Raw genomic sequence first — 14633 nt, 5'->3', positions numbered from 1 at the left:
ACATATCTTTTTAAGACCAAAAGCTACAGAGGGGTCAATATGACCAGAATGGGGGTCAGTATCCATAGAATATCCAGTAGCCACTAAATACCTGCAACAGTACCTAAATTGGTTTAAACTCAAAGAGCAGCTCAAAAACAATAAGGATAAGGCGCTACTATTTGTACAGAAAACTGTCCTAGATGTTAACGCTATAAAGAATTACAGAAATATCGAAGTACAATATCAAAAACTAATATCAACGCAAATATAAACTAGAGCCAAACCCATTCTAAATTATTAATAGCTTCATGATATAAGTACCTCTAAATTAGACCGTAGCTAATTTATGGGTACTTACAACACTGATAGCTTAACCGAATAGCTTCTGATTTAAATTCGTTACTGTAAAATCGTTTCCTCATTTTTCTAAGATATTTATTTAAACATAAATTGTCTTAAAATATCTGCCCGAAAAGAACACTTCGAACTTATTGGGAGCTAAAATACAAACCCTGCCTTTGATAAAACTGTTTTAGCTTTGTTGAGATTAGATTTATTGAATAATATATAATCAGTATCAAAAGAAGATATAACAAGTACACTAATATTTGAAAGAGCTAATGGGGTAAGAAATTGGTTTAAAACTCCAGACAAATTGAATTCAATAACATCATTAATTTTAATGATATTATAGTCTTTTTCTATCTCAAAAGGAACTTTTTTTTCTAAAGGAAGACCTCTATATATAACGGACACATAATTATCTTCATATATTACAGAAAATACATTTTCTTCTAGTACTATGTTTTCATAATCAGTTTTTTGATATTTCACTATACTATATACACCTTTCAAAATTGATAATTTACGAATTTTTTTCATGAATTTATTTTTCAATTACCTCAACATCAAAACCAATTGTGGACCTATAACCAAATTTAGAATTATCAGCACATTCAATAGCTGTTACTTCATGCCATAAATCAGAATTTCTATCGGGTTGAAGAATACCTTGCCCTGATTGTAATAACGTTTGTAAAACTTCAGTTTTTTTATCATTACCATAAATAATACTTTTCCCTCCGATAATATTCTGTCTTTCTACCACTAATGCCGAAACAATATAATCCATGCCATCTTGATGAATACCTTCTGGTGAATTTGTAGCAATTTGATTAGGGTAGCAAAATACTTTGGTATGATGTACAATAATCCTTAAAGCTTTTATTTTCTTATTTTCAAATCTAATCTCTTCCGCTATGCCTTTTAACAATAACCTCATATCATAGCAATCTAAAAAATCCGGCATTTCTTTAAATTTTCTTTTTATCAACCTATAATCTTCTGTTTTGTTCTCACTTATTAAAGCAAGGTCTTGACTGAAATCAGAAGAAGGCATACGTTTCACAGACCATTCATTATCAAAAATCAATTCAAATTCAGAAACTAATCTCTTTCTTGTTTTCTTTATAGCTAAATATTGATCTTTAACTTTCTGAGATAGCTTATTAACTACATTTTCAATCTCGAGTTTTGATAATTCATTTAAATAAAAGCTTTTCCAGAATTTATTACTTACTTCTCCTTCGTTAAAATAATTTTTTAAAAACTCTATTTGGTTTTGTCTAAGTAAATAATAATCCCATATATATTCATCATAGTGCTTGATAATATTACTTATAAACCTATTTGCATTCACTCCCATTTCAGATATATTGATAACCTTAATTGGGCATTCTAATTTTTCTATTATCATAAAATATTTTTTTTATTAATGATATCGTTTTTTACAATTCATCAATAATCTTGAAGATATCATTTAATTTCTACTATTATCCCTCAACAATTATATGCCGTTTGGGTCTATCTTTTTTAGTTCTTTACAAAACAAGTCAGCACCTACACTATTCAAATGATCTTGATCATAAAAATAATCGTCTCTTTCTAAAAATAAATCTTGAAAATCTAAAACAGGATACCCTGCTTTTTTCAGTATATCTAAAGCTCCATAATCGTATCGTTTAATTGTTTCTTTATACGCTTTTGTTATAGGAAACCTGATCCCGATTAATTTAAGTTGATACTTTTTACAGAGGGAGATAATTTTATTCAAATAAAAAAATTGTCCCTGATCTCTTACCATACTAGGAAATTGAACTAAAAATCTTTCTTCACAGATTTCATTCTGTTCTTGCTTAGTATAATCAGCAAAAGTATATTCTGAATCAGGCACAAGAAGTGAAGGCATTAAAGACTCTACATAAAACCCTCCATAATCTGGATCTAGAAAAGGTAGATATTTTACATATTTTTTATGAGCAGGTATACTGTCTTTCTTGAAATATTCGCTTTCTATTATTTCATAATTAAAATCAGAATAAATAAGATTTCTATTAAAATTTAATGAGTTACTTCTATAAGGAGAAAGTGTATGATTATCAATAGTTAGAAATAATATATCCTTTTCATTTACTTTCCTTTTTGTTACTAGGAAATTTATTTTTAAATACATATCCAAATAATTATCCCCTTTATAAGAAAAATTATAAATATCATGAATATCTGGAATATCACCCATGAGTGCTCCATGTGAATCGCTAATTAAAAACCTGTTATACTGACTAATATCTCTAGAATTAGAAATATACTTTTCAAAAATTGCTGGTTTCGCTACAAAAAAATAGAGCGCAAAATTTATTAGCAAAAAACCTAGTACAAAGCCCCTTAAATTGGTTAAAAAATATCTCATGCTTATCTGTCTTATTTTTAAAATTGGAAGTATATGAACTCAATATTATTTTGAAAGTTTCCAAAAAAGTAAATCATCAAAATCACTATATAATAAATAGACCACCTTAAAGGTTTCCTTTTTTTTGATTTTTTAAAATCTAAACCGTGTAGCTTATTTCTTTTAAACCATTCTACCACTACAAATAGAAAGATGACAAGAATATTAATTAACATACTCACGGTTAAAATATTTGGAAATGTTAATATAGAACTCGAAAAGATTTTACCTACATAATTTACTGCATCTCCAATAGTTTCTGCTCTAAAAAAAATCCAAGACAATACAATTAGGAAAAATGTAATGATCATCTGAAAGAATTCCCTTATACTCGGGAATAATTTACCTACAGCAATAATATCTGGGCTTTTCTTCTTTCTTTTAAATAATATCGTAGGTAAGAACCAGCAAGCATTAATAGCTCCCCAAAAAATAAAAGTCCAATTTGCACCGTGCCAAAAGCCACTTAACAAAAAGACTATAAAAACATTTCTAACCTGATTTAATTTATTTTTGTAACTACCGCCTAAAGGGATATAAACATAATCTCTAAACCAAGTCGATAATGAAATATGCCATCGCTTCCAAAACTCAGCCATATTCCTAGAAAAATAAGGAAATGCAAAATTCTGTTTTAACCTAATCCCAAACAAACGTGAAGTACCTATGGCAATATCAGAATACCCAGAAAAATCTCCATAAATCTGAAAAGTAAAAAATACAGCTCCCATTAATAAAACACTACCAGAGTAGCTTTCATAATTTCCAAAAATTTCATTTGCGTATATCGCACAATTATCTGCTATTACAATTTTCTTTAGCAATCCCCAGAGAATTTGACGCATACCATCGACCATCTTATGATACTCAAATGTTCTTTTTTTATAAAATTGAGGTAATAAATTTGATGCTCTTTCAATAGGACCTGCCACAAGTTGAGGAAAAAAACTAACAAAAGTAAAAAAGGCAATTGGATCTTTTGTTGGCTTAATTCTTCGCTTATATACATCAATTGTATAACTTAATGTCTGAAAAGTATAAAAACTGATCCCTACGGGAAGTATTAAATTTAATCTAGAAACCTCTATAGATGAACCAAATATAGTAAAGGCTTTGGCAAAACTTTCAGAGAAAAAATTAAAATATTTAAAGAAAAACAGAAAACTTATGTTTACAAAAACACTAATTAACAAAAGTACTTTTCGTTTTCTTCTATCATTCTCTTTTAACAACTTTATGCCTACCAAATAATCCACCATGGAGCTGAATACTATTAGAAATAAAAACCTCCAATCCCACCAAGCATAAAAAAAATAACTAGCAAATAACAGCAGTGTATTCTGTACTGCCAGATTCTTATTGTTAATTAGCCAATATATCGTAAAAACAATAGGCAAAAACAATGCAAATTCAACTGAATTAAATAGCATAATATAAATAATTTTAAATCGGTTATTCTCTACTTAGAAACAACATCTGTATGAATCACTCTACTTCTGTTGGTATTTTTAAATTCCGAAGATTTCCTTAAATCTCTAGTTATTAAGACTCTTTTTAGCCACCTATCATTTCCGTCAAATTTTGCATCAAAGGGTGCTCGCCCATGTACGGTTCTATAATTGTCGAAAAAACAGATATCTCCTGGTTTTAAAATTATTTCTTTAATATTTTTCTCAATCAAATCAAGGGCAACATTAACAGAATGATCAATTTCGGGTGAATACCCTGTTTTTTTCATAAATGCAGGGTCAATTCTCACATATGGTTCATCATAATTTCCAAACAAAATCGAAACAGGTTTGTTTGTATTATAATTTGAATTACTAAAATTCAAATCCATCTCGAACATGAATTTCTCTTGAAATAATAGATCCTTTTGCTCATTATTTAGTGAAATGTTTCTAATGTTAGAATATAGAGTAGCAACATCATCTGGATTTTTTAAGCACATCAGCCCTACGTAATCAGGCCTATGTTCATGAAAAGCTTCTTCTATATGCCATTTCAACTCGGTTTTACTGCTCGTTCCTAGTTGTTCATAGGCGCTTTCTTTTAAAGGAATTATATCATTTAGTATTTTGCCGTTCTGTTGAGTATTCCAAGAGAATAAATCACCAAGAATAGAACTACAGAGCGCTAAAAAAAACTCTATCTTTTTTTGAAGTAAATTCTTTTTCGATGCCGAGGCTATTGTTGAAGGTGTATCTCCTATTTCATTTTTCTTAAACTCATACCCTCTAATAATGACAAGACCACAATTATCTTCTCTGTATTTAAATTTATTTAACGTATCCCAAATTTCAAATGGTAACTTTGTTGCATAATAAGATGCATTCTCCAAAAAACAATAGTTCTTTATGTCACCATACTTCTCTACTAATTCTTCTAATACGTGATCAATCACGTATTGTTCTTGTTTTTTAATTGTATAAAAATCTTTATTCATTTTCAATTAGAATTCTATTAATTACACTATCGCTAAATCTGCTCTTATAATCTGTTTCAGTATTATATCTGGCTGATCAAGTATGAAAAAATGATTTCCTGGCACAATTAAAGTATTGATTGGTAATTTAGACTCATTTTGCCAAGCCATTAGTTCTTGTTCAGAAATTTTCTCTTTGTCACCTATTCTAATATAAATTGGGAGATTAAAAGTGGTATTCTTTGGTTGATAATGGTAACCTTCAATTGCTTTGAAGTCTGCTCTTAATATAGGTTCGAAAAAACCCAATAATTCATCATTATTTAAAATATCATCTGGCAATCCTCCCATTTTTTGAACCTCTTCCCAAAAAGAAGCACTATCGTAATTCGAAATATTTTTTTCTTCAGACTCTGAAGGTCCTCCTCTTCCTGTAAAGAATAAAAACTTTGGAGGTTTACATCCCAATTCAATGATTTTATTTGTTAAAAGGTATCCTAATAGAGCTCCCATACTATGACCGTAAATAATATAATTGCCTGTTTTAATTTTAGATTCCATTTGTTCATATACATCTTCTACTAAAACTTTCATATCGGATATTAGTGCTTCCCTAATTCTAGTTCCTCTCCCAGCCAATTCAATAGTTTCCCATTTATAATTAAAAGGGATAAGTTTCTCAAACATGTTGTATGAGTATTTATTTCCTCCAGCAAAAGGCAATGCAATTATTGTTGTTTCATTACTAGATCTCATGATTTATAAGTTTTTAGAAATTGTTGAGATTTCCTTTTGACTTTCTTTAGGTTCGATATCTAAATTCTCTTTATTTAAGACCTCCACTTCTTCTTCTGTCTTCTTTTTTTGATATAACACATCAAGTTTATTAACAAAGCTGCGTCTTCTTATAACTAGAGACACTATAAAATTAATTATACCCGCCAAAGCAAATAGAATTACAATAGCAACTGTTTTGTTAGTTCCTGGATAGTATGATACTTTTTGTGGTAGTAATTCAATAATTGGTGTTATTACAAAATCAATTAAAAGACCAGATACCAAATATGCTAAAGGAGCTGCTGTTCCAGTTAATAATAATTGATATCCTATAACCCTACCTTGTAAATGCTCAGGAACAATCATTAACCAAAAAGTACTATCTATTGTTTTTATCACCGAGTTACAGATCATAATAAGAACTATAACAAATCCCAAAACATATACATTTAACTTAAACACGATTAAAATCAATAATAGTGAAATGATCAAATTGATATTGACACCTGTAATTACTGGTTTAGAAAACCCTTTCCAAAGAGACATAAATATCCCTCCTAACAACATTCCAACCCCTGCCAACGACATCATAAAACCTAATCCTTTTTCGTCTGAAAAATCCAACATAAGTGGAACCAACATTATAGATACCAATCCAATGGTGAAAATAATTATGAAATTGTATCCCCAGAGAGATCGTAATCCTTTTTGAGATCGAATAAATTCAAAAACGATCTTTGCATCTTTTTTAAATGTAATTTTTTCTGTCTCTTCTGGCGTACCGCTAAGTTTTATAAAAAAAAGCGCTCCTACGGTTACAAAAAAGGCTATAACTTCAATTAAAAAAACACCACTCAAATCAATAATCCCTAATAAAAAAGGGGCTATTATAGGGGCAGAGAGTGTTATTAGTGCTATAGATGTTTGTGAAATTCCTCTTGCCTTACTCAATTGTTTTTTTGAAACCAGAGCCAAAGTAGATACATAAAATGCAAGACTCATAAAACCATCAGCTAATGAATTAATGAAAGCGATAATCATTACGTGCCATGGAGCTAAAGTATTTGACAGATATAAGAACACCAATATTAAACTTCCTATGCCCGCTACCAGATTTGATATTATTATTATTTTTCTTTTGTCCCATCTATCAACGAAACTACCGATAAAAGGTGCTAGAAAAGAAGATGGAGCAACTCCGAAAAAAGCTATAAGCGTATAGTACAGTGTGGATTCATAGCTTTTAGTTACCCAAATTGCTAAGGAAAATTCGGTCATCAAAGTACCAAACAAAGACAATAATAAAAATGTCAATATTAAAATATATTTCTTCATTTAATTGTTGTTTAAAATTAGATCAGATGAAACCTCGGTATATTCACAAACAATATGATCTAGGAATTCTGCAACTACTTTTGATTTTGTTTCGATAAAATAATGACCGCCATCTTCTATTTCTTTTAAGTGAACATGATCTATAGTACAAAAGGATTCTTGAAAGGCTTCGGCATACCCAATTGTCATAGGGTCATCTTTGGCACATACCAAATATGTTTGAGCTTTCAAATTTCGATTCTCAAATTTTGAAACAAGATTGAAAAAACTAAGCTGTTGTATATTTATGTCAAACCGATAATATTTGATTATCCAATCCCAATCTTCATCTTTAAAATCATTGTTTATCTCTTGTAACCCTGCATAAGAAAGCAGTTCCTTAATTTCGGCATCACTCATTGGAGTAGGTTTCTTGTATGAATCGGTTCTAAGGTGTGATGGTAAACTACCTCCAGAACAAAATGCAATGATATCATATCCTTTTTTCTCTAGTACTTTTGCTAAATATGATCCAAAACTTGACCCTCCACAATGACCCCAAATAATTATAGGTGTATGTATTTTTTGATTAATTTCTATTATCAACTCATCAACCAATAAATCAAATTCTAATTTTCCAATATTCTGATATCTCTCAGTCTCTCTAGGCATACTCATAGTATAAACACCTATTTCTGAATTAATTCCATTTACCTCATTAGCTATAGCCTGAAATGATATTCCTTCTCCTGCTAAATATGGGATTGTTAGAATTGATACCTTATGATTATTTTTTTGAGATTTTGTTAATTCCTGAAGCAATTCAATTGATTGAAAATCTTTAGACAAATTATCAATATACTCTGCAATTTTCTCAATATCAGGATTCTGATACAAATAAATCAACGGAACAACTATATTAAACTGGCTCTGTATTTTTATTTTTAATCTGACAATAGAAAGAGAATGACCTCCTAATTCAAAGAAATTATCCTGAACACCAACCTTTTCTATATCTAATAATTCTAACCAAATATTTACAAGTTCGTTTTCGGTATTGTTTTTTGGATGTACGTATGTATTTGAAGATATTTCATGTTCATTGTATTTTAACAGAGTTTGTCTATCTACTTTTCCATTAGGAGTTAGCGGTAGTTCACTAATTTCAACTAGTAACTCTGGCACCATGTAATTTGGTAATTTAGTTTTTAAATACTCATAAATAGCCTTTTTATCAAACTCTTCTTCTGGTGCAATATATCCAACCAAATATTTATCTCCATTTTTCTTCTCCTTGACTAAAACGGTAGATTGTCTAACATTCAGTGATTTTGCTAAGACAAATTCTATTTCACCTAACTCTATCCGATAACCTCGTATCTTCACTTGATTATCTAATCTTCCTAAATATTCTATTGTACCATCTGGTAACCATTTTACAAGATCTCCTGTACTGTATAATCGTGAGTTTGTCTCACTTCCAAAAGGGTTTTCGGCAAACATTCTATTGGTTAACGTTTCACGATTCAAATAACCTCTAGCAACTTGCACTCCTGAGATATGGAGTTCTCCATGCACTCCTATAGGAACAATCTTTTTGAATTTATCTAATACATATAACTGAGTATTAGCGATAGGTTTACCAATTACTATTTTACTTAATTTATTGACTTCCTCTGGTACCTTATAAGATGTTACATCAATAGCTGCTTCAGTCGGACCGTATAAATTATACAATTCCACCTCTCCCAATTGCTCTTTGAATTTCTGTACTTGATGGAATTTAAGCTCTTCTCCACTACATAATACCCTCTTTAAACTTTTTACATTTCCTATTTCTATATCTAAAAGAAATAATTCTAGCATAGAAGGAACAAAATGCAAAGTGGTGATTTTGTATTCTTCAATAATAGATTTCAAATATGAACTATCTTTATATTTTTCTGGATCGGCGAAAACCACTTTAGCACCTGTAATCAATGGCCAAAACAATTCCCAAACGGACACATCAAAACAAAATGTTGTTTTTTGTAGTACAATATCTTCTTGGCTATTAAGGTTGTAATTCTCTTGAGCCCATAACAACCTATTTACTATGCCTGAATGTTGATTCATTACTCCTTTGGGCATACCAGTAGATCCTGAAGTATAGATTACATATGCTAGGTTCTTAGTTGTTAAACCTGTTTTTACTTTTGATTTTGGTTGTATTGATTGTATTGAACAATCATCATTAATCAATAGTAGTTCTAAATCATTGTTCTCATTAAAAAGATTATAATTCATATTATTAGAAACAATAATATTCACATTAACATCTTCTAAAATGAAATTAATTCTGTCTTTGGGATAGCTAGGATCTATAGGCACATAAGCCCCTCCAGATTTCAAAATACCTAATAAACCAACCATCATCTGTAAAGAACGCTCCAAACAGATAGGAACTAAAGACTCTTCTTCAACTCCTTTTTTTCTTAAATAATGAGCTAATTGATTTGATTTTTCATCTAACTCTTTATAGGTAAAGGAATCATTTTCAAAACAAACCGCTATACTGTAAGGGGTTTTCACTACTTGTTCTTCAAACAAATCAACTAATGTTTTGTTTTTAGGATAAACCACATTAGTATTATTAAAATCAATAAGTAATTTTTGTTCTTCTAATTGTGTGATTATTGAGAGCTCTGTAATCTTTTCTAACGGATTTGATACAATTGATGATAATAAAGTCTTAAAATTCTCAATAATCCTTATAATCGATGATGGCAAGTATAAATCTCTACAATATTCAATGGAAGCAAACAACCCTCTTGTTGTTTCATTTATATTAAGTGTTAAATCAAATTGAGTAACTCCATCATCAAAAGGTTCAATTAAAGTCTGGTCTTTATCAGAATCAAACTGGTATTGATCTTCTTTATTACGAAACACAAACAAAACTTGAAACAATGGGTTACGACTCATATCTCTAGTTTGCTCTACCTTATCTACTATCTTTTCAAACGGGACTTCTTGATGCTCAAATGCTTCTAATACAGTAGTCTTTGTTTGTAATAAAAACTCTTGAAAAGTATGAGCATAATCAATTTTACTTCTCAAGGCCAAAGTATTAACAAAAAAACCAATAAGAGGTTCTATTTCTATTTGTCCTCTATTGGCGATAGGACTTCCGATGCAAATATCACCTTGCCCACTATATTTATGAAGTAATACTTGGAAAGCTGCTAACAAAGTCATAAAAAGTGTAACTCCTTCTTTTTTTGACAAGTTGTTCAATTGATCATGAAGTTCCCCATTTAATTCAAATTGTTGAATACCGCCTCTAATGCTCTGCACAGAGGGTCTCGTAAAATCAGTAGGAAGATGTAGAACTTCTAAGTTTGCTAACTGTTTTTCCCAATATTGCATTTTGTTTTCCAAAACCTCTCCAGTTAATTGTCTTTTTTGCCAAATAGCATAATCCGCATATTGAATAGGTAGTTTTTTAAGGTCAGCTTTTTGATTATTTATTATTGATTGATACAAAACAATCATTTCATTAATAAATATAGGAATAGACCATCCATCACAAGCAATATGATGAAATATCAGAACTAGTATAGATTCATCATCAGAAATTTTAATAAGTGTCCCTTTTATCATATGATCTTTTGATAAATCGAAAGGGATACTTATAAGATTTGATATCAGTGAAGTTTCTATGTTATCATCTGATATTGTTGATTTATCAATGTAATTCAAACTCCAACTATTTTTTTGCAGTATATATTGATGTGCCTCACCATTTACTTCCTTGAAAACAGTTCTAAGTACTTCGTGACGATTTATAATTTCTTGAAAAGTATCCTCCAAAATATCTTCATTAATACTTTTCTTAAACCTCTGTATTATTGGAATATGATACTGAAGACTACCATTCAATTTATGTATAAACCATAACCGTTCCTGCGAATATGATAAAGGAATTTGATCAGGTCTTGTTTCTTTTACAATAGGTGGTAGTAGTTCTTGCTTCTTTATGTTTTGATTTTCAATATATTTAGATATCTTACATATGGTTGAAACTTTAAATAGATCTGCAATTGATAAATTAATTTGAAAATTTTTTCTTATTGCTGATACTACTCGAATAGCTAACAATGAGTTTCCTCCTATTTGGAAAAAGTCATCTTCAATTCCGATTTTTTCTAATTTGAGTAATTTCTTCCAAATTATAACTAACTCTTCCTCTAGCCTATTCTTTGGAGCTACATAAGTATTAATAGCTACATGAAAAATCTCAGGATCAGGTAATGATTTTTTATCAATCTTCCCATTTGACAGTAAAGGAAAGTTTTTAAGTTCTATCAAGAATACTGGGATCATAAAATCAGGTAATTTAGTCTCCAAATAGGATCTGAATTTTTTTTCATCATACCCTCTTTCTGGTAATATATATCCTACTAATTCTTTCGTTTTGGACAAATCTTCTTTAGCCAAAACTATTCCCTTATCCACTAATGATGATTCATTAAAAACACTCTCTATCTCTTGTAATTCTAAACGATGACCTCTGATTTTGACCTGATCATCTTTTCTTCCTAAAAATTCTATATTTCCGTTAGGCAATAACCTTCCTAAATCTCCAGTTTTATATAATTTTGAATCTGATTTTTTATTAAAAGGATTGGTTACAAATTTACTGTTAGTATCTTCTTGAAGATTAAGGTAACATCTAGAAACACCTGCTCCAGCAATACATATTTCTCCTACTGATCCTATACCTACTAGATGACCATAATTGTTTAGAATATATACCTGAGTATTAGAAAAGGCTTTACCTATCGGAATGGATTTGCCAATAGACATTAAATCTACATAACATAATAGTTTACCTATAGTTGTTTCAGTAGGACCGTAATGATTTATGATTTTAAGATCTGGGTTAACCTTAATTATATTTTGTACCGTTTTAATATGAAGTTCCTCCCCTCCAAAAATTATAAGTTTACTTGGTAATAAAAGGTGTTGATCAATTCTTAGTGCATTCCAATGAGATGGAACAATCTTAATACAGTCTATTGTATGATTATTAAAATAATCTTTTAAAACATCAGCATCTGTAAGAGTTTGCTTTGTAAACAAATGAAGAGTACCTCCTGTTAATAACGCCCCATATAGTATCGTATTTCCAAGATCTGTTGATAACGTAGACATTAATCCAAAGGATGTATATTGTTTTAAATTAACGGTAGAAAATAATCCAGAAAAATAATCTATTAAATTACAATGTTCTACCATAACGCCCTTAGGGTTTCCTGTAGATCCTGAAGTATAAATAACATATGCTAGACTATTTGTATGTATCTTTACTTCATCAAATTCTACAGATTCATTTCCTATACTGGGCCATTTGGTATCTGCGAAAATGATTTTAAGACCTTCTTTTTCAAATATTGAATGAGCGTTATTATCTGTAATAAAACACTTTGCATTCGTATCATTTAAAACATAATTGATTCGTTCTGAAGGAAATTCTGGATCAATTGGAACATAGGCTCCTCCAGATTTCAAAATTCCAAGTATTCCAATAATCATTTCCAAAGGTGAATAGGATGATATGCAAACCATAGATTCCTGTTGTATGCCATCCTTTACTAAATAATTAGCCAACATATTTGACTTTTCATCTATATCTTGATACGTAAAATGGTCTTCCTTAAATACAATAGCGATATCATTTGGTCTTTGTTTTACCTGCTCATTAAACATATCCACTATAGTACGATTACAAGAATTTACTGTTATTGAACTATTAGCAGATTCTAGTAATTCTTCTTTTATAGTTTTTGACACTAATTCTATTTGTGAAACAGTAGTCTTCTCTTCTAAAATTAATTGATTCAAAACTTCGTTAAAATGATCACTAATCATTTCTACATACTCCATCTTTAGAAAAGTCTCGTTGTAACTGAATCGAATATTTAATTTCTCATTTAAACTCACAACTATGGACAACAAATAGTTGTTCATAGTTGATTTCATATCTACATTATCAATTATTAATGAAGAATTTTCGAGAACAGCAACCTCCATAGGGTAATTTTCAAAAACCAAAATACTATCAAAAAAATCTCCCTTTATCCTGCTCCAGTTTTGTATCGAGCTTATAGAAGAGTATTGATACTCTCTAGCAGAGATTTGCTCCTGTTGCAAGCTTGCTAACCAATCTATGATTAGTTGATTTTCATCGACTTGTACACGCAAAGGTAATGTGTTGATATATAAGCCTAACCTTTGTTCAGCTCCATCTAAATCAGAAGGTCTTCCTGAAACTGTTGCACCATAAACCACATCTTGGTTACCAGTATATTTTGATAATAGAATACCCCAGATGCCTTGCACAATTGTATTGACAGTGATGTGATTTTTTTTTGAAAACTTTTTAATTTTTTCTGTTACCTCAACATCAAAATTTAAATACATTTCTTTTGATTCTCCTGTTCCTTTGTTTCTATTTGAATCATTATCAAAAACAAAAGGTAATAAGGTCGAATCATTAAAATTCCTTAAATACTCCTTCCAATAAAATTCTTCTTCGGTTTTATTTCTAGAATTAATATAGTTAATATAATCTCCGTATTTATCTTCAATTTTCTTAGCGGGTGATTTTCCTTTTGACAAATTCTCATATGCATTAAGTAGTTCTCCAACCAATATTGGTATCGACCATCCATCTAACAAAATGTGATGACTAGTCCATATCATTCTGTAGAATGAAGATTTTATCTTAACCAATTGTATTCTCATTAAAGGTGCTTTGTCAAAAGCAAATACCTTTTGTTGATCTTCTTTTATTAATGCATCAAACTTTATCTTTTGCTCTTCCTCAGTTAGCCCAGTATAGTCTAGCACATCGAATGGTAGAGAAATATTTTTATACACACACATCACTGGTATGCTTAATTGATCATAGATAAAAGCGGTTCTTAAAATACTGTGGTTTTCTATTATATAATCCCAAGAAGCTTTAAATGCAGAGATATTTATTCCTTTAGGAAAATCACAGATCATTTGTTCGATGTATGCATTCGAATTATTATCATATAATCCATGAAAAAGCATTCCTTCTTGTAGTGGGCTTAGTTGACATAACACTGGTTTATCCTGTTTATTAACTAAATGATCAAGAAGTTTTTGTTTATTATCTTTAATGAAATTAATTATCTCTTTATTCTTCTGTATTTTTAAAACTTCTTCGTTTCCTAGCTTTCCCTTTATTCCTCTTAAAATTAAATCCCCGTTTTTTTCAATAAGAAATAAATCTAATTGTGATATCTTTTTTATAAAATCTTCCATTATTTCACT

Annotated in this window: 8 protein-coding genes; all 8 read right to left on the bottom strand. The window is 29.9% G+C overall.

What is annotated here, in order from left to right; all coding sequences use genetic code 11:
* Positions 1-480: 480 nt before the first annotated feature.
* Entirely contained in the window at positions 481-864 is a 384-nt protein-coding gene (locus CVD18_RS14070) for an ACT domain-containing protein (RefSeq protein WP_146052796.1), read from the bottom strand.
* A gap of 4 nt (positions 865-868) precedes the next feature.
* Positions 869-1738, bottom strand: a complete 870-nt coding sequence (locus CVD18_RS14065; RefSeq protein ID WP_103866078.1) for a 2OG-Fe dioxygenase family protein — start codon at positions 1736-1738, stop codon at positions 869-871.
* Positions 1739-1828: 90 nt separating this feature from the next.
* The gene (locus CVD18_RS14060) at positions 1829-2731 is read right to left on the bottom strand and encodes a hypothetical protein (protein ID WP_103866077.1); all 903 of its coding nucleotides are present in this window, start codon (positions 2729-2731) and stop codon (positions 1829-1831) included.
* 17 nt (positions 2732-2748) lie between these two features.
* Positions 2749-4200 (bottom strand): MBOAT family protein, encoded by a 1452-nt coding sequence (locus CVD18_RS14055; RefSeq protein ID WP_103866076.1) that lies wholly within the window; start codon positions 4198-4200, stop codon positions 2749-2751.
* Between the two features lie 29 nt (positions 4201-4229).
* Complete coding sequence (locus CVD18_RS14050; RefSeq protein WP_103866075.1) at positions 4230-5216, bottom strand: TauD/TfdA family dioxygenase; 987 nt, start codon at positions 5214-5216, stop codon at positions 4230-4232.
* A gap of 21 nt (positions 5217-5237) precedes the next feature.
* Positions 5238-5951: a thioesterase II family protein gene (locus tag CVD18_RS14045; protein WP_103866074.1), complete on the bottom strand. Its 714-nt coding sequence runs from the start codon at positions 5949-5951 to the stop codon at positions 5238-5240.
* A 3-nt stretch (positions 5952-5954) separates the two neighbouring features.
* A complete protein-coding gene (locus CVD18_RS14040; RefSeq protein WP_103866073.1) occupies positions 5955-7307 on the bottom strand; it encodes an MFS transporter in 1353 nt (450 codons plus the stop codon).
* Complete coding sequence (locus CVD18_RS14035) at positions 7308-14624, bottom strand: non-ribosomal peptide synthetase (protein ID WP_103866072.1); 7317 nt, start codon at positions 14622-14624, stop codon at positions 7308-7310.
* Positions 14625-14633: the final 9 nt, after the last annotated feature.

The organism is Aquimarina sp. I32.4, assembly GCF_002924285.1.
GTDB lineage: Bacteria > Bacteroidota > Bacteroidia > Flavobacteriales > Flavobacteriaceae > Aquimarina.
This window is presented reverse-complemented; position numbering and strand designations above follow the sequence as displayed.